This window comes from Pseudomonas sp. HD57-3, assembly GCF_056113135.1.
Window position 1 is genome coordinate 300,999 of the sequence record NZ_CM148568.1, and the last position, 15,983, is coordinate 316,981.

The window sequence follows — 15,983 nt, forward strand, 5'->3', positions numbered from 1 at the left end:
CTTTTCGGCGGGCCCGGCGCTAGAATAGCGGGACCGTTGACGACAAAGGGACAAGGTTATCATGCGTACGTTAAATCGCTTGCTGCTGGTCAGTCTGATTGCTGTCTCACCGCTGGCCGCGATCGCGGCGGATGATGCGCCGTCGTCGGAGCCGGAAGTTACCATTAGCACGCACACGGAAGGCGACAAGGTCATTCAGGAATACAGCCGGAGTGGATTCGTGTATGCGATCAAGGTCACACCGAAGGGCGGCAAGCCCTATTTCCTGGTGCGCGCCGATGGTACGGACGCGAACTACATCCGGTCCGACCAGCCGGATATGCTGATTCCGTCGTGGGAAATCTTTACCTGGAAGTAAGTTTCCTGACTTTTAATCGGCGCCGTTTGATGGCGGCGCCAGAACTGAGCAGTTTTTAACCATGTCTGTGTTCACCCCCCTGGCTCGGCCCGAGCTGGAAACCTTTCTCGCCCCTTACGGGCTCGGCCGTCTGCTCGATTTCCAGGGGATCGCCGCCGGCAGCGAAAACACCAATTTCTTCATCAGCATGGAAAGGGGCGAGTTCGTCCTGACCCTGGTCGAGCGCGGCCCGGTGCAGGAAATGCCGTTCTTCATCGACCTGCTCGACGTCCTCCACGAAGCCGACCTGCCGGTGCCTTACGCGCTGCGCACCACTGACGGCGAGGCCCTGCGCGAGCTGAAAGGCAAGCCAGCGCTGCTGCAACCGCGCCTGGCCGGCAAGCACATCAAGCAGGCCAACGCCCAGCATTGCGCGCAGGTCGGTGAGTTGCAGGCGCACCTGCACTTGGCGACCCAAGGCGACAACATGATCAAGCGCAAGACCGATCGTGGCCTGGACTGGATGCTGGAAGAGGGCACGCAGTTTCTTTCGCACCTGAGCGATGAGCCGCGGGCGCTGCTGCAGAAGGCGCTGGACGAAATCACTCAACAGAAAGAGAAAATTCTCGCGCTGCCTCGGGCGAACATCCACGCCGACCTGTTCCGCGACAACGCGATGTTCGAAGGCACGCACCTGACCGGGCTGATCGACTTCTACAACGCCTGCTCCGGGCCGATGCTCTATGACGTGGCGATTGCCCTGAACGACTGGTGTTCGGACGATGACGGCCTGATCGACGGCCCGCGTGCGCGTGCGTTCCTGGGTGCCTACGCGGCACTGCGACCGTTCACGGCAGCCGAAGCCGAGCTGTGGCCGACCATGCTGCGAGTGGCGTGCGTGCGGTTCTGGCTATCCCGTCTGATTGCGGCGGAATCGTTCGCCGGGCAGGACGTGTTGATTCACGATCCGAAAGAGTTCGAGCATCGTCTGGCGCAGCGTCAGACGGTCAGTACGCCGCTACCTTTCGCCCTGTAAAAGAAAAAACCGCAGCCTGTGCAGGCTGCGGTTTTTTTGTATCAGAGCGATTCGAGACAACCCGCCAGATCATTCCCCAGCTTCTCCAGCACTTGCTCGTAACCCTGAGCCGTCGCTGGCGTGTACCCGCCCAACGCATCCAGTTCCGCCAGCTTCACCGGCAGGCCTGCCACCAGGGTTTCGGCCAAGCGTGGGCGCAACGGCGGCTCACTGAACACGCAGGTCTTGCCGACTTCCTGCAAGCGCGCGCGCATCGCCGCCACATGCTGGGCGCCGGGCTGCACTTCCGCCGCGACGCTGAACACGCCGGTGTGTTTCAGGCCGTAGGCGTCTTCGAAGTAGTCGAAGGCTTCGTGGAAGACGAAGTAGGGTTTGCCTTCAACACTGGCCAGGCGTTTCTTCAAACGCTGATCCAGTGCATCCAGACGCTCATCGAACGCTTTGGCATTGCTCTGATAGCGCTCGGCATTGGCCGGGTCGGCGGCGCTCAGGTCAGCGGCCATTTTGTCGGCAATAACCCGCGCGTTCACCGGCGATAGCCACAAATGCGCATCGAGGCTGCCCGGGCGATGGTCGTGATCGTGTTCGTCGGCTTCTTCGGCATGGGAATGGCTGTCTGCGGCGAAGCGGCGCAGTTTCATGCCCGGCAGATCCTGCACGGCAACGCTCGGCAGCGTACGACCGTTCAGCACGCGAGGCAGGAATCCTTCCATGTCCGGGCCGATCCAGTACAGCAGGTCCACCGATTGCACCTTGCGCACGTCGGACGGACGCAACGCGTAGTTATGCGGCGAAGCCCCCGGTGGCAGCAGCACTTCCGGAATCGCCACGCCGTCCTGCACCGCAGCGGCAATCAGTTGCAGGGGCTTGATGCTGGTGAGGACTCTGACCTCGGCCTGAGCCGGACCGATCAGCAGAAAACCGGTGATGAATACGACAAAAACAGAAAAAAGTCGGGACACGATGACCACTCAATGAGGCGAGAACGGGTAACATAATAACGTCTCTAACCAAACTCGTCGCCGCTCATGCCTATTACACCGATTGCCAGCCGTCCCCACGACCACTCGCACTGCGTTCACAGCGCGCTGTCCGAGGCCGATGCCCTGTGTGCACAGAAAGGTCTGCGCCTGACCGCGTTGCGCCGGCGGGTGCTGGAACTGGTCTGGCAGAGCCACAAGCCGCTGGGTGCCTACGACATTCTGGCGGTGCTCAGCGAGCAGGACGGCCGCCGCGCTGCGCCGCCGACCGTGTACCGGGCGCTTGATTTCCTGCTGGAAAACGGTCTGGTGCACCGCATCTCCTCGCTGAACGCCTTCGTCGGCTGCGTTCACCCGAAACATTCGCACCAGGGCCAATTCCTGATCTGCCGCGAATGCCATGCCGCCATCGAGCTTGAGCAAAAAACCATCAGCGACGCCATCGTTCACAGCGCCAAGGATGTCGGCTTCATCGTCGAGGCCCAGACCGTGGAAGTGGTCGGCCTCTGCTCCGGTTGCCGGGGGGCTTGATGAGCGATGCGCTGATCCGTCTGGAGCAGGTGGCTGTCCGGTTTGCCGGGCAGAACGTGCTGGACAACATTCACCTGAGCGTCGAACCGGGGCAGATCGTCACCCTGATCGGCCCCAACGGCGCCGGCAAGACCACGCTGGTGCGCGCCGTGCTCGGGCTGTTGAAGCCCGACAGCGGCAGCGTCTGGCGCAAGCCGAAACTGCGCGTCGGTTACATGCCGCAAAAACTCCACGTCGATCCAACCTTGCCGCTTTCGGTGCTGCGCTTTCTGCGCCTGGTGCCGGGCGTCGATCGCCCGCGTGCGCTGGCGGCACTCAAGGAAGTCGGCGCCGAGCACGTCATCGACAGCCCGGTGCAAAGCGTTTCCGGCGGTGAAATGCAGCGAGTGCTGCTGGCCCGTGCCTTGTTGCGCGAGCCGGAGCTGCTGGTGCTCGACGAGCCGGTGCAAGGCGTCGATGTCGCCGGGCAAGCCGAACTGTACAGCCTGATCACCCGTCTGCGTGACCGTCACGGCTGCGGCGTGCTGATGGTGTCTCACGATCTGCATCTGGTGATGAGCACTACCGATCAGGTGGTGTGCCTCAACCGTCACGTCTGCTGCTCCGGGCATCCCGAGCAGGTCAGTGGCGATCCGGCCTTCGTCGAGCTGTTCGGCAACAATGCGCCGAGCCTGGCGATCTATCACCACCATCATGACCACGCCCACGACCTGCACGGTTCGGTGGTCAAAGGGCCCCTGTCGGCTCAACCTCACGTTCACGGAGATAGCTGCAAGCATGGCTGATTTTCTGTTCTACGCCCTGCTTGCAGGTCTGGCGCTGGCGGTGGTCGCGGGGCCGCTGGGCTCGTTCGTAGTCTGGCGGCGCATGGCCTATTTCGGCGATACGCTGTCTCACGCCGCATTGCTCGGCGTGGCGCTGGGTTTTCTGCTGGATGTCAGCCCGACCGTGGCGGTGACCGTTGGCTGCCTGTTGCTGGCGGTGCTGCTGGTGACCTTGCAGCAGCGTCAGCCGCTGGCCTCCGACACGCTGTTGGGCATTCTTGCACCGAGCACGCTCTCTCTCGGGCTGGTGGTACTAAGCTTCATGCATGAAGTGCGGATCGACCTGATGGCCTATCTGTTCGGCGACCTGCTGGCGATCAGCCCGACCGATCTGGCGTGGATCCTCGGCGGCAGCGCGGCGGTGCTGATATTGCTGGTGACGCTGTGGCGCCCGCTGCTGGCGATCACCGTGCACGAAGAACTGGCCAAAGTCGAAGGCCTGCCGGTGGCCGGTCTGCGCATGGCGCTGATGCTGTTGATCGCAGTGGTGATCGCGGTGGCGATGAAAATCGTCGGTGTGTTGCTGATTACTTCGCTGTTGATCATCCCGGCGGCTGCGGCACAACGTCACGCCCGTTCGCCGGAGCAGATGGCACTGGGCGCGAGCGTGCTGGGCATGCTCGCCGTGTGTGGCGGGCTGGCGCTGTCCTGGTTCAAGGACACCCCGGCGGGCCCGTCAATCGTTGTGACGGCGGCCGCACTGTTTCTGCTGAGTTTTGTTCTGCCCCGTCGAGGGGTGTAGACTTGCTCGTTTTTTGCGCAAATAGAGAGTCGCAGGAATGAAGCCGTTCGCCTCCCGTTATCTGCTCCTTGTGGCCTTTTCAGTGCTGCTGGGCGCCTGCCAAAGCACGCCGCCGGTGGCCGAAGTCCCCGATGCGCGGGCTACGGCCCTCGCACAGCTGGAGCAAAGCCTGGCCAGCAGCGAACTGGCCACTGCCGAAGACCAATTGGCAGCCTTGCAGGCCGAAACACCCAACGATCAATCCCTTGAGCAATACCAGCGTCAGTTGGCCGAAGCCTATCTGCGTCGTAGCCAGATCGTTCTGCAGAAGGGTGATGTGAATGCGGCCGCAACCGCATTGGCTCGTGCCCGCGTGCTGATGCCCAAGGCCCCGGCGCTGACCGGTGGCGTCAATGGCGCCATCACCGAAGCGCGCAAGGCCGAGCTGGAGAAAGCCGAAGCAGCGCTGCAAGCCGCTGAAGCCAAGCCGAAAGCCAAGGTGATCGATCCGACCGCCGAGAGCACCACGGTTGCGTTGAACATCACCGATAGCCGCAAACTTCGCCGTCAACTGGATGCGATCGCCGCCGATGTGGTGAATTACGACTGTGCGGTGAGCATTCAGGCTCCGCGCACCAATGATTACCCTTGGCTGGCGACGTTGATCACCAAGCGCGTGAAGAAGCTCGATCCGGATTTCGATCTGCAAATCAAAAAGCAGATTCTGCGCAGCGTTCCTGCTCAAGTAGTCTTGAGTCCTCGCAAGCCATAAGAAATCGCGAGCAGGCTCGCTCCCACAGGTACAACATGATTCCTGTGGGAGCGAGCCTGCTCGCGATGACTATTTCAGGCATTACAAAACTATCAGGCCGGAATCGCCTTGGCCTTGGCTTCCCTATCCCAAACCCGATGCTGCCCGATCGCAGCAAAGAATGGCTTGGTCAGCGCGCCAACATCCTTGCCTTCTAGCAACCCCGCATCCGCCTCCAGCTTCAGCACATCTAGCAACTGTTTGGCCTCGCCATGCAGCGCAATCGCCTTCAAGTGTTTGTACGCCTCCAGCAGGTAATGCAACGCCACGCCGTCACCGCTCAATGCCTTGACCGACGCCGCGCCACCCGGCACGAACACCGCGTCGAACGCCACCGAAGGCAAACCTTCCATCGACGCATCCACCGCCAGGCTTTTGCCATCGGCGGTTTTCACCGGCGCTGAGGTCGGGCCGAGCAATTTGGCGTGCGCACCTTCTGCCGACAGCGCTTTCTTCATCGCATCGATGGCCGCACCATCGACGCCGTTGGCCGCAAGGATTGCGACTTTTCGCGTCTTGATATTCTCCGGCAGCAGGTTGGCCTGACTCAGCGATGGCGAGCGATCCAGTGATGTTTTCGGCACGTCGACCGTGCCTTTGGCCGGTGCTGGCAACCCCAGGTTTTGCGCCACGCGCTTGGCCAGTTCCAGATCGATGTTGGCCAGGATCTCGTTCACTTCCCGCGCCCGAATGTGCTCGCGTTCAACCTTGCCCAGTTCGAAGCTGTAAGCCGAGATGATGTGTTCCTGCTCGTGCTTGCTCATGCTCTTGAAGAACAGTCGCGCCTGGGAAAAGTGGTCGCTGAACGACTCGCTGCGCTGACGGATCTTGTTGGCGTCGATACGCTCCGGATAGCTCTCGAACCCACCGTCCTGCGCCGCCGGTGGGGTTTCTTTCGGCCAGCCGCCATCGATGGAGTTCGGCTCGTATGACGCGCGGCCCTTGTCGATCACCGTGCGGTGCTGGGCGTCGCGCTGGCCGTTGTGGAACGGTGCGACCGGGCGATTGATCGGCAGCTCATGGAAGTTCGGCCCGCCGAGTCGGCTGATCTGCGTGTCGGTGTAGGAAAACAGCCGACCTTGCAGCAGCGGGTCATTGGAGAAGTCGATCCCCGGCACGATATGACCGGGGCAGAACGCAACCTGCTCGGTCTCGGCGAAGAAGTTGTCCGGGTTGCGATTGAGGGTCATCTTGCCCAGCGGCGTGATCGGAACGATTTCCTCGGGAATCAGCTTGGTCGGGTCGAGGATGTCGAAATCGAAGTCGTGCTCGTTTTCTTCCTCGATGACCTGTACGCCGAGTTCCCATTCCGGGTAATCACCCATCTCGATGGCTTCCCAGAGATCGCGCCGGTGGTAGTCGGTGTCTTTACCCGCAAGCTTCTGCGCTTCGTCCCACACCAGCGAACAGGTGCCGGCGGTAGGGCGCCAGTGGAATTTGACGAAGCGCGATTTGCCCTCGGCGTTGATCAGCCGGAAGGTGTGCACGCCGAAGCCCTGCATGCTGCGCAGGCTTTTCGGGATGGCCCGGTCGGACATGGCCCAGATGACCATGTGCGCCGATTCCGGCACCAGCGACACGAAGTCCCAGAAGGTGTCGTGGGCCGAGCCGCCGGTGGGGATCTCGTTATGCGGCTCGGGTTTTACCGCGTGAACGAAGTCGGGAAACTTGATCGCGTCCTGTATGAAAAATACCGGCATGTTGTTGCCGACCAGATCGAAGTTGCCTTCGTCGGTGAAGAACTTCACGGCAAAACCACGCACGTCACGCACGGTGTCGCCGGAACCGCGTGGCCCCTGCACTGTGGAAAAACGCACGAACACCGGGGTTTTCTTCCCCGGATCCTGTAGGAAACCGGCCTTGGTCAGCGTCGAATGGTTCTCGTAGCTCTGAAAGAAACCATGAGCGCCGGTGCCGCGAGCGTGGACGATGCGCTCGGGAATCCGCTCATGGTCAAAGTGCGTGATCTTTTCACGCATGATGAAGTCTTCCAGCAGCGACGGCCCGCGAGCACCGGCCTTGAGGGTGTTCTGGTTGTCTGCGACCTTCACGCCCTGATTGGTGCGCAGGGCCTGGCCGGTGGCGTCGGAGCGAAATTTTTCCAGGCTGTCGAGTTTGGCGTTGGTGTTGGCGCGATCCGGAGTGTCGGTTCCGGCCAGCTCACTTTTGGATGGGACAGGTTTTTTGCTGCTCATCAGACGTAAACTCCTCGTTTGACCCCGGTGTTGCCGAGGCTCTTGAGTGGTTCCCGGGCACGGTGCCCGGAGTTTCAAGTCGCTTACTTAGTGACTGATGAGGGTTTTGGCCGTTCCTTTTTTATGACCTTTGATCGCGTTATTGCCAAATGAAAGGTTGAATGCGGAATAAATGCTAATAACCTCTATACGGACAGGCTAAAATGCGCGCCCGGCTAACCGCTGATCCTTTTCCAACGCGCCCCACAAGGTTCGCTACGTGATCGAGTTTCAAAACGTCCATAAGACTTACCGCGTCGCCGGTAAGGACATCACCGCGCTGCACCCGACCAGCTTCTCCATCGAGAACGGTCAGGTGTTCGGCCTGATTGGCCATTCCGGTGCGGGAAAAAGTACCCTGCTGCGTCTGATCAATCGCCTGGAGCAATCCAGTGGCGGCAAGATCATCGTCGACGGCGAAGAAGTCACCGCGCTGGACGCCAACGGCCTGCGCCGTTTCCGTCAGCAGGTCGGGATGATCTTCCAGCACTTCAACCTGCTGGCGTCCAAGACCGTGGCCGACAACGTCGCGCTGCCGCTGACCCTGGCCGGTGAACTGTCCCGCGCCGAGATCGACCAGCGTGTGGCCGAGTTGCTGGCGCGGGTCGGTCTGTCCGATCACGCCAAAAAGTACCCGGCACAGCTGTCCGGCGGTCAGAAGCAGCGCGTCGGCATCGCCCGCGCTCTGGCGACCAAGCCGAAAATCCTGTTGTGCGACGAGGCCACCAGCGCCCTCGACCCGCAGACCACGGCGTCGGTCCTGCAACTGCTGGCCGAGATCAACCGCGAACTGAAACTGACCATCGTCCTGATTACTCACGAGATGGATGTGATCCGCCGCGTGTGCGATCAGGTCGGCGTGATGGATGCCGGCGTGATCGTCGAGCAAGGTTCGGTGGCCGATGTGTTCCTGCATCCGAAGCACCCGACCACCAAGCGCTTTGTTCAGGAAAGCGAGCAGATCGACGAAAGCGAGCAGCGCGATGACTTCGCTCACGTGCCGGGCCGCATCGTGCGTCTGACCTTCCAGGGCGAAGCGACCTACGCGCCGTTGCTCGGTACAGTCGCCCGGGAAACCGGTGTGGACTACAGCATCCTGGCCGGTCGTATCGACCGCATCAAAGACATTCCTTACGGGCAATTGACCCTCGCCGTCACCGGTGGCGACATGGAAGCGGCGTTCGCCCGCTTCACCGCCGCTGACGTTCATATGGAGGTGTTGCGCTAATGGAAGACCTGATGAGTTTCTTCACCAATATCGACTGGTACGAAATCTGGCTCGCCACCGGCGACACCATGATGATGCTCGGCGGTTCGCTGCTGTTCACCGTGCTGCTCGGCCTGCCGCTGGGCGTGCTGCTGTTCCTGTGCAGCCCGCGTCAGTTGCTCGAAGCCAAAGGCGTGTACGCCTTGCTGTCGCTGGTGGTGAACATCTTGCGTTCGCTGCCGTTCATCATTCTGTTGATCGTGATGATCCCGTTCACCGTGCTGATCACCGGCACCTCGCTGGGCGTGGCCGGTGCGATTCCGCCGCTGGTAGTGGGTGCAACGCCGTTCTTCGCGCGGCTGGTGGAAACCGCCCTGCGTGAAGTCGATCGCGGCATCATCGAAGCGACCCAGTCGATGGGCGCGACCACTCGCCAGATCATCATGAACGCCTTGCTGCCGGAGGCCCGTCCGGGCATCTTCGCAGCGATTACGGTGACGGCGATTACACTGGTTTCCTACACGGCGATGGCCGGTGTGGTCGGCGCCGGTGGCCTCGGTGACCTGGCGATCCGTTTCGGCTATCAACGGTTCCAGACCGACGTGATGATCGTGACCGTGGTGTTGCTGCTGATTCTGGTGCAAGTGCTGCAAATGGTAGGCGACCGACTGGTCGTGCACTTCTCGCGCAAATAACCGGTTTTGTAATGACATGAGCCGGCCATTCGCTGGCAGGCGCCAGACGGGCGCCGTAAAAAGGAGTTAGCTGAATGAAAAAACTGATCGTTGCCCTGGCTGCCGTTGCAGCGTTCTCGGCCCACGCCGACGAAACCCTGACCGTTGCTGCCACCCCGGTGCCGCACGCGGAAATCCTCGAGTTCGTGAAGCCGGTACTGGCCAAAGAAGGCGTGGATCTGAAGGTCAAGGTCTTCACCGACTACGTTCAGCCAAACGTCCAGGTGGCCGAGAAGCGTCTGGACGCCAACTTCTTCCAGCACCAGCCGTACCTCGATGAGTTCAACAAGGCCAAGGGCACCAGCCTGGTTTCCGTGACCGGCGTGCACCTGGAGCCGCTGGGCGCCTACTCCAGCAAGTTCAAGAAAATCGAAGAGCTGCCAAGCGGCGCCAACGTGGTGATCCCGAACGACGCCACCAACGGCGGCCGTGCGCTGTTGCTGCTGGCCAAGGCCGGCGTGATCACCCTGAAGGATCCGACCAACATCCTGTCGACCGTCAAGGACATCGCCCAGAACCCGAAAGACCTGAAGATCCGTGAACTGGAAGCCGCGACCATCCCGCGCGTGCTGACCCAGGTCGACCTGGCGCTGATCAACACCAACTACGCGCTGGAAGCCAAGCTCGATCCGTCCAAGGATGCGCTGGTCATCGAAGGCAACGACTCGCCTTACGTGAACATCCTCGTGTCCCGCGCGGACAACAAGGACAGCGACGCCATGAAGAAACTGGCCGCCGCCCTGCACAGCCCGGAAGTGAAGAAATTCATTACCGAGAAGTACAAAGGCGCGGTGTTGCCGGCGTTCTGATTTGATCGTGCCCATGCTCTGCGTGGGAACGATCAAAACGAAAAGGGGACGCCAGTGGCGTCCCCTTTTTTGTGCGTTCATTTTTACTTGCGGTTAAGCATCACCGGCAACTGCGCAACCAGCTTGGCATTATTCAAAGGCGCCCGAATAAACCCGCGCTGCGTACCATCAGGCCCGATCACCGCCAGGTTCCCACTGTGATCCACCGTGTAATTCGGCTTGCTGGTATCCGCCGGAATGAACGGAATGCTCACCGCGTTCGCCACCTTCTGCAGCTCGTCGATCGACTTCGGCGTCAGGCCGATGAACTGTGGATCGAAATAACCCAGGTACTGCTTCAACTGCGCGGGGTTGTCGCGGTTCGGATCGACGCTGACCAGCACGATCTGCAATTTATCCACAGCATCCTTCGGCAGTTCGCTTTTGATCTGGCGCAGCTGGGCGAGGGTGGTCGGGCAGATGTCCGGGCAGAAGGTGTAGCCGAAGAACAGCAGGCTCCACTTGCCCTTGAGCTCGTTGACCGTGACCGGCTGGCCGTCCTGATTGGTCATCGTCACGTCCGGCAGATTGCGGCTCTGCGGCAGCAGGATGATGCCGGCGTCGATCAGTGCGGTCGGGTCGCCCTGGCCCTTGCCGCTCAGCACTTTGTTGACGGTCAGGCCGAGGATCAGCGCGATCACGGCGACGAGGATGAAGACGGTTTTCTGGGTTCGAGTCATAGGTTCAACAGTAAGTAGTGGTCTACGAGCAGGGCGATGAACAGCAGAAACAAGTACCAGATAGAGTACTTGAAGGTGTTGATCGCCGCGTGCGGCCGAGTGCCACGGTACAGCACCACGGCCCATTGCAGAAACCTCGCGCCCAGCCCGAGCGCGCAGATCAGGTACAGCAGGCCGCTCATGTGGATCACATACGGCAACAGGCTGACCGCCAGCAGGGCGAAGGTGTACAGCAGAATGTGCACCTTGGTGTAGTGCTCGCCGTGGGTGACCGGCAGCATCGGAATGTCGGCCTTGGCGTATTCCTCCTTGCGATGGATCGCCAGCGCCCAGAAGTGCGGCGGGGTCCAGGCGAAGATGATCAGCACCAGCAGCAGCGGTTCGGCGCTGACGTGGCCGGTGGCGGCGGTCCAGCCGAGCAGTGGCGGGGCAGCGCCGGCAAGACCGCCGATGACGATGTTTTGCGGCGTCGCGCGCTTGAGGAAACCGGTGTAGATCACCGCGTAGCCGAGCAGCGAAGCCAGGGTCAGCCATGCGGTCAGCGGATTGGTGAAGGTCAGCAGCAAGGCCTGGCCGAGCAGCGCCAGCACCAGCGCAAAGGTCAGTGCCGCCGTGGGCGAAACCCGGCCCTCGGCCAACGGCCGTTTATGGGTGCGGGCCATGACCGCATCGATGCGCCGGTCCACCACATGATTGACCGCCGCCGCGCCACCGGCACACAACGCGATCCCCAGATTGCCGAACACCAGCACCGTCCATGGCACCCCGGCGCGGGTCGCGAGGAACATGCCCACCAGCGAGGTGATCAGCATCAACACCACAACTTTCGGTTTGGTCAGCTCCAGGTAATCACGCCACAGCGCCTGCGCCGGACGTTCGCCGATCAGAATCGCCATGGCGTCTCTCCTTTAATAGTGATGGGCGCCGCCGAGTGTTTGCGCGGGCTAAGGCGCCAGCGCGCGATCATCGGCTGTTTGACCCGAACCAGGCTGGTCCGCGCGTGGTAGTTGACCAGCACCATCGTCAGTAGCAGCGCTGCGCCGCCAGCGTTATGCGCCACGGCCACCGGCAGCGGCAGATGGAACAGCACGTTGCTGATGCCGAGGGTGATCTGCGCGCCGAGGGCGATCAGCACCAGCCCGGCCAGTCGCGTCATGCCGACCACTTTCAGTTGCCAGGCCAGGCCGAGCAGAACGACCGTCACCAGCAACGCGCCAATGCGGTGGGTCAGATGAATCGCCGTGCGTGCATCGCTGTCGAGTTGCCCGCCGAGGTAATTCGGGCCGATGTGTTGGGTCAGGTGGAAGCCGTTGGCGAAATCCGCCGGCGGCAGCCATTGGCCATGGCAGGTCGGAAAGTCGATGCAGGCCACCGCCGCATAGTTGGAACTGACCCAGCCACCCAGCGCAATCTGGCCGATCACCAGCAGTAATCCGGCAGTCGCCCAATATTGCAGGCGCTTGGGTACGGTCAGCGCCGGCAGCACGCCGGACAGTCTTAACGTCAGCAGAAACAGCAGGCTCAACGTCGCGAAGCCACCAAGCAAATGCCCGGTCACCACTTGCGGCCAGAGCTTGAGCGTCACCGTCCACATGCCGAACGCGGCTTGGGCGAACACCACCGCCAGCAGAAACAGCGGCAGTTTCAGCGGTTGCCCGGGATGACGACGATTGACCCACGCGCGCCCTGCCAGTACCGAGATCAGCATGCCGAGGGTGCCGGCGAAGTAGCGGTGGATCATCTCGTTCCAGCCTTTATGCGCCTCCACTGGCGAGTCGGGGTAATGCAGTTCGGCATGGGCCAGTTGGGCTTCGCTTTTCGGCACGCTGATGAACCCGTAGCAGCCCGGCCAGTCCGGACAGCCGAGGCCGGCGTGGGTCAGGCGGGTGTAGGCGCCGAGCAGCACCACGATCAGCGCCAGCAGGGTGGCAAACAGCGCGAGACGAAATCCAGGTTTGGCCATGACGATGCCCTTATCCGATGTTCGACAGTTTCAGCAGGTGGCGCAGGTCGTTGAGCAGATCCTTGCCTTTCACGCTTGGGTCGTAGCGCAGCACGAGGTTGCCGTGGGGATCGATGATCCACAGTTGCGGCGTGGCCTTGTCGCCCGTGGCCTTGCTGAAGGTGGCTGCGTCCAGCGGGTAGCGTTGCAGCTGCGGGTACTCGCGGGTCAGCTTGGCTTCGTAGTCGGCGCCCAGTGGTTGCGCAGCGGCCAGTGCGTGACTGGCGCGCCCGGCTTCGCGGCCCAGGCCGATCTGGATCTGCCGCGCCAGGTACACCAGTTGCTGGCAGTCCACCGCGCAATCCTTCGGCGCGGTGACCAGCATCTGCCAGCGCGTTTCGTCAGCCTGGATGCCGAGGTCGGCGCGGGTCTGGCCGTTGCCGATCAGTTCGCCGTGATAGCTGCGACCTTCCGGCACCCAGAACTGCAACTTGTACATGCCGGTGGCGAGGATCATCGGCCCGACCACGCCAAGCACGATCAGCAGCAGCTGGATGCGTCCGCGGCGGCGACTGGCCGGGGCTTTTGCTTCAGACATGCTGGGTGGATTCATGGCCGCTCCCATGGTGTTTCTCCTTTGCGTTGTGCCAGCCGAGATAGAGGTAAAGACCGAGCAGGGCGGTGGCCATGGCAAACCACTGCACGGCGTAACCGAGGTGTTTTTCCGGGCCCATCGCGACTACCGGCCAGTCGGCCTGATAGCTGGCCGGGCCGGGTTCGGCGCGTAATTCGTAGGCGAAGCCATCGCGTTCGAGGGTTTTCCACAACTTCGCGGGTTCGATGGCGGTGACGGTTTGCGGCCAACTGCTGCTGACCGGATCGGCATGCAGCTGGAAGGTGGCGCCGGGGGCGACATACACCCAGGCATCGACATTCACGGCGTCGGCCGGCGTGTTGAATTGCGGTGCCGTGCGCCGGTCCGGCCACGGCAGCCAGCCGCGATTGACCAGCAGCCACTGGCCGCTGCGTTGATCCTGGAATGGTTGCAGCAATTCGACGCCAACCTTGCCGTTGCGCTGACGGTTGTCCAGCAACAGGCTGTGGGCGGCGTCGAACTGGCCGTGCAGATGCACCCGGCGAAAGGCCGGATCGGCGCTGTGCAGCAACTCGGTGCTGGCCATCGGTTCGGCGGCGCGGCGTTCGGCGTAGCTGGCGAGCAGGGCGGTTTTCTCAGCGCCCCGGCCCAGTTGCCAGAAGCCCAGCGAAATCAGCAACGGCAGCAGCAGGCCGACCACCAATGTCGGCACCACGCCCGGCCGGAAGCGCTTCATGGCCGCGCCAGAAAATCAGTGAGTGCGATCGCTATACTCAACTGCATCGCTTGTTCCCCCGGAGTTCTTCCCATGCTCAAAGCAGCCATCGTCCTGATGCTGATTGCCACGGTGGTCAGCCTGTTCAGCGGCCTGTTTTTCCTGGTCAAGGACGACAGCAGCTCGAATCGGCTGGTGATCGCCTTGAGTGTTCGGGTGGCATTGGCCGCTTGCACCGTCGGCCTGATCGCCTGGGGTTTCTACAGCGGCCAACTGGTGTCGCACGCGCCTTGGTAGCTCTGTTCCTCAGAGCACGTAAACGAAGATGAACAAGCCGATCCACACCACATCGACGAAGTGCCAATACCAGCTCGCCGCTTCAAAGCCGAACTGATGTTCGTTGTCGAAGTGGCCCTTCATGATGCGCATCAGCATCACGAACAGAATGATCGTGCCGATGGTCACGTGGGCGCCGTGGAAACCGGTGAGCATGAAGAACGTCGCGCCGTAGATGCCCGAGCCGAGGGTCAGCCCCAGTTCGTGGTAGGCGTGGATGTATTCTTCAGCCTGGAAGCCGAGGAACGCGCAGCCCAGCAGCACGGTGATCGCCAGCCACAGTTTCAGCGCGCCGCGATGACCTTTCTTCAGCGCGTGGTGAGCGATGGTGATGGTCACGCTGGAGCTCACCAGCAGGATGGTGTTGATCAGCGGCAGGCCCCAGGGGCTGATGACTTCCTTTGGCGGCGGGAACAGTTTCGGATCCGGCGTGTGCAACAGCGGCCAGGTGAACTGGAAGTTCGGCCAGAGCATGTGGGCGATGCCTTTGGTGCCTTCGCCACCCAGCGCCGGGCCGGAAATGTGCCGCACGTAGAACAGCGCACCGAAGAAGGCGACGAAGAACATCACCTCGGAGAAGATGAACCAGCTCATGCCCCAGCGGAACGAGCGGTCCAGCTGCGGGCTGTACAACCCCGCGCGGCTTTCCTTGATCACCGTACCGAACCAGCCGAACAGCATGTACGCCAGCAACAGGCCGCCGACGAAAAAGATCAGCGGGCCGTGGGATTCCGGACGCGCAGCCTTCAGATCGTTGAACCAGGTCGCCAGACCGTACACGGTGACGAACATCCCCACCGTGGCCACGATCGGCCACTTGCTCTGGGCCGGGACGTAATAGTGCTCATGAGTTGCCATTTATTGTTCTCCTTATCGGGCACGCTTAACCGCCAGTGTTTGCAGCCACCGGAGGATGTCGGGCGGTGATATCGAACAGCGTGTAGGACAGCGTCAGGTGCTTCACGTCCTTGGGCATGTCGCGGTCAACGATGAAACGCACCGGCATCTCGATCTGCTGACCGGGCTGCAGCACCTGCTGGGTAAAACAAAAGCATTCGGTCTTGTGGAAATACGCCGCCGCATTGCTCGGCGCGATGCTCGGCACCGCTTGCGCGCTCATCGGTTTGTCGGTGGGATTGCGCGCGATGAAGATCATCTCGTTCACCGCGCCGGGGTTGGCCGTCAGTTCGTCATGCTTGGGATAGAAATCCCACGGCATGTCGGCGGTGTTGGTCGACAGAAACTGCACCCGCACCTGCCGCGAGGCATCGACGGTCTGCTCGCCCTCGTACTGCCCGGCGGTCTTGCCGTTGATGCCGAACGCCTTGCACATCACGTCGTAGATCGGCACCAGGGCAAAACCGAAGACGAACATCGCCACCACCACGCCGAGCAGTCGGGTGACCAGCTTCTTCATCGAAATCGAGTCAGCCATGGTGGCGGCCCTCAACG

The 15,983-nt window shown here is 61.8% G+C and carries 19 protein-coding genes; 10 read left to right on the forward strand and 9 right to left on the reverse strand.

What is annotated here, in order from left to right; all coding sequences use genetic code 11:
* Window positions 1–61 precede the first annotated feature (61 nt).
* Together AC0R79_RS01360 and AC0R79_RS01365 are read left to right on the forward strand one after the other, a co-directional pair.
* A complete protein-coding gene (locus AC0R79_RS01360) occupies window positions 62–358 on the forward strand; it encodes a DUF2782 domain-containing protein (RefSeq protein ID WP_011331780.1) in 297 nt (98 codons plus the stop codon).
* Window positions 359–419: 61 nt separating this feature from the next.
* Window positions 420–1,373, forward strand: a complete 954-nt coding sequence (locus tag AC0R79_RS01365) for a homoserine kinase (protein WP_474732879.1) — start codon at window positions 420–422, stop codon at window positions 1,371–1,373.
* 41 nt (window positions 1,374–1,414) lie between these two features.
* Here the strand turns inward: AC0R79_RS01365 and AC0R79_RS01370 are convergent, their stop codons facing one another.
* Window positions 1,415–2,344, reverse strand: a complete 930-nt coding sequence (locus AC0R79_RS01370; protein ID WP_011331782.1) for a zinc ABC transporter substrate-binding protein — start codon at window positions 2,342–2,344, stop codon at window positions 1,415–1,417.
* A 57-nt stretch (window positions 2,345–2,401) separates the two neighbouring features.
* Between AC0R79_RS01370 and zur the strand changes: the two genes are divergently transcribed.
* Genes zur through AC0R79_RS01390 form a run of 4 tightly spaced genes read left to right on the forward strand, consistent with a single transcriptional unit; the run spans window position 2,402 to window position 5,201 of the window.
* Window positions 2,402–2,884 (forward strand): zinc uptake transcriptional repressor Zur, encoded by a 483-nt coding sequence (gene zur / locus AC0R79_RS01375; protein WP_011331783.1) that lies wholly within the window; start codon window positions 2,402–2,404, stop codon window positions 2,882–2,884.
* Window positions 2,884–3,669: a zinc ABC transporter ATP-binding protein ZnuC gene (znuC, locus tag AC0R79_RS01380; RefSeq protein WP_085690422.1), complete on the forward strand. Its 786-nt coding sequence runs from the start codon at window positions 2,884–2,886 to the stop codon at window positions 3,667–3,669. The genes zur and znuC overlap by 1 nt, the downstream gene beginning before the upstream one ends.
* Complete coding sequence (znuB, locus tag AC0R79_RS01385) at window positions 3,662–4,450, forward strand: zinc ABC transporter permease subunit ZnuB (RefSeq protein WP_207984530.1); 789 nt, start codon at window positions 3,662–3,664, stop codon at window positions 4,448–4,450. The genes znuC and znuB overlap by 8 nt, the downstream gene beginning before the upstream one ends.
* A 37-nt stretch (window positions 4,451–4,487) precedes the next feature.
* A complete protein-coding gene (locus AC0R79_RS01390) occupies window positions 4,488–5,201 on the forward strand; it encodes a PA5502 family lipoprotein (protein ID WP_474732882.1) in 714 nt (237 codons plus the stop codon).
* 92 nt (window positions 5,202–5,293) lie between these two features.
* Here AC0R79_RS01390 and katE read toward each other — a convergent pair whose 3' ends face one another.
* Window positions 5,294–7,435, reverse strand: coding sequence for a catalase HPII (gene katE / locus AC0R79_RS01395; RefSeq protein WP_474732884.1), 2,142 nt, complete (start codon window positions 7,433–7,435; stop codon window positions 5,294–5,296).
* Between the two features lie 259 nt (window positions 7,436–7,694).
* Here katE and AC0R79_RS01400 point away from each other — a divergent pair, with 259 nt between their 5' ends.
* From AC0R79_RS01400 to AC0R79_RS01410, 3 genes are all read left to right on the forward strand, one after another.
* A complete protein-coding gene (locus tag AC0R79_RS01400; protein WP_007953999.1) occupies window positions 7,695–8,702 on the forward strand; it encodes a methionine ABC transporter ATP-binding protein in 1,008 nt (335 codons plus the stop codon).
* Window positions 8,702–9,376 carry a methionine ABC transporter permease gene (locus AC0R79_RS01405; protein WP_007953997.1) on the forward strand — a complete coding sequence of 225 codons (675 nt, stop codon included), beginning with the start codon at window positions 8,702–8,704 and terminating at the stop codon, window positions 9,374–9,376. The genes AC0R79_RS01400 and AC0R79_RS01405 overlap by 1 nt, the downstream gene beginning before the upstream one ends.
* Window positions 9,377–9,450: 74 nt before the next feature.
* Window positions 9,451–10,224, forward strand: coding sequence for a MetQ/NlpA family ABC transporter substrate-binding protein (locus AC0R79_RS01410; RefSeq protein ID WP_474732887.1), 774 nt, complete (start codon window positions 9,451–9,453; stop codon window positions 10,222–10,224).
* 83 nt (window positions 10,225–10,307) lie between these two features.
* On the opposite strand, the gene AC0R79_RS01415 is transcribed toward AC0R79_RS01410, so the two are convergent.
* From AC0R79_RS01415 to AC0R79_RS01435, 5 genes are read right to left on the reverse strand one after another with little or no spacing between them, the layout of a single operon-like run.
* Entirely contained in the window at window positions 10,308–10,943 is a 636-nt protein-coding gene (locus AC0R79_RS01415; protein WP_007953994.1) for an SCO family protein, read from the reverse strand.
* On the reverse strand, window positions 10,940–11,839 hold the full coding sequence (cyoE, locus tag AC0R79_RS01420) for a heme o synthase (RefSeq protein ID WP_085606403.1): 900 nt from the start codon (window positions 11,837–11,839) through the stop codon (window positions 10,940–10,942). The genes AC0R79_RS01415 and cyoE overlap by 4 nt, the downstream gene beginning before the upstream one ends.
* Window positions 11,827–12,906, reverse strand: a complete 1,080-nt coding sequence (locus tag AC0R79_RS01425; protein WP_127796509.1) for a COX15/CtaA family protein — start codon at window positions 12,904–12,906, stop codon at window positions 11,827–11,829. The genes cyoE and AC0R79_RS01425 overlap by 13 nt, the downstream gene beginning before the upstream one ends.
* A 10-nt stretch (window positions 12,907–12,916) precedes the next feature.
* Window positions 12,917–13,510: a hypothetical protein gene (locus tag AC0R79_RS01430; RefSeq protein ID WP_007953988.1), complete on the reverse strand. Its 594-nt coding sequence runs from the start codon at window positions 13,508–13,510 to the stop codon at window positions 12,917–12,919.
* Window positions 13,476–14,216: an SURF1 family protein gene (locus tag AC0R79_RS01435; protein ID WP_474732890.1), complete on the reverse strand. Its 741-nt coding sequence runs from the start codon at window positions 14,214–14,216 to the stop codon at window positions 13,476–13,478. The genes AC0R79_RS01430 and AC0R79_RS01435 overlap by 35 nt, the downstream gene beginning before the upstream one ends.
* A gap of 72 nt (window positions 14,217–14,288) precedes the next feature.
* On the opposite strand from AC0R79_RS01435, the gene AC0R79_RS01440 reads away from it, so the two are divergent.
* Window positions 14,289–14,492: a twin transmembrane helix small protein gene (locus AC0R79_RS01440; protein ID WP_064379555.1), complete on the forward strand. Its 204-nt coding sequence runs from the start codon at window positions 14,289–14,291 to the stop codon at window positions 14,490–14,492.
* A gap of 9 nt (window positions 14,493–14,501) precedes the next feature.
* Here AC0R79_RS01440 and AC0R79_RS01445 read toward each other — a convergent pair whose 3' ends face one another.
* Together AC0R79_RS01445 and AC0R79_RS01450 are read right to left on the reverse strand one after the other, a co-directional pair.
* Window positions 14,502–15,389 carry a cytochrome c oxidase subunit 3 gene (locus tag AC0R79_RS01445; RefSeq protein WP_007953985.1) on the reverse strand — a complete coding sequence of 296 codons (888 nt, stop codon included), beginning with the start codon at window positions 15,387–15,389 and terminating at the stop codon, window positions 14,502–14,504.
* A gap of 25 nt (window positions 15,390–15,414) precedes the next feature.
* Entirely contained in the window at window positions 15,415–15,966 is a 552-nt protein-coding gene (locus tag AC0R79_RS01450) for a cytochrome c oxidase assembly protein (protein ID WP_011331799.1), read from the reverse strand.
* Window positions 15,967–15,983: the final 17 nt, after the last annotated feature.